Consider the following 686-nt stretch of genomic DNA (forward strand, 5'->3'; position numbering starts at 1 on the left):
GCGAGCCAGCCCCGCAGGGCGGGCAGGGTCAGCGCGGCTCCGAGCTCCGGGCCGGTGGTGGGCCCGCCGTCGCCCGCCGCGAGGTGGCCGAGCAGTCCGCGGACGTCCGATCGATAGGACCGGGCGGTCGCCTCGGAGCGAGACCTGCCGGTGAGGAGGTGCGCGACGTAGTCGTCGAGCACCTCCTCGAGGTGCACGGACAGCGATTCCCCATCGTCCTCACGAGTGCGCATCCGTCCCATGGACACCGATTGTCGCGCCCCTTCGACGGGCACGCAACCACCCGGCGCGGGGCCCGACTCAGGAGACCGGCAGGCTGAGCTGCATCCCGCCGTCGCCGGATCTGCGCCAGCCCTCCGGGCCGCGCACGGCCGCGCCCGTGGACATCAGCCGACCGAGTACGGCCCGCACCGTGGCCGCCGCGATCCCGGCCGACCTGGCGACCTCCGCGGGTGCGGCCCCTCCGGAGGTCGGGAGCGCCTCGAGGATGCGCCGCGTCACGTCGTCCAGCCCGTCCCACGACGTGGCCTCCCGGGCCGGCGGCGGCGCCGTCTCCCCCATCGCTCCGGCCAGCTCGACCACGTCCGCCGTGCGTCCGATCAGCACCGCCCCGCGGTCCCGGAGGAGGAGATGGCACCCGACCGACGCGACCGAGGTGACCGGACCCGGTACGGCCCCGACCGGCC

2 pseudogenes are annotated in these 686 nt (G+C 76.1%); both read right to left on the reverse strand.

The features are described from left to right. Window positions 1-233, reverse strand: a pseudogene (locus tag HMPREF3086_RS01710) (hypothetical protein); the annotation flags it as partial. Window positions 234-300: 67 nt separating this feature from the next. Next, window positions 301-686, reverse strand: a pseudogene (locus HMPREF3086_RS01715) (DNA-protecting protein DprA); the annotation flags it as partial.

This window comes from Dietzia sp. HMSC21D01, from assembly GCF_001815995.1.
GTDB classification, from domain to species: Bacteria; Actinomycetota; Actinomycetes; order Mycobacteriales; family Mycobacteriaceae; genus Dietzia; species Dietzia cinnamea.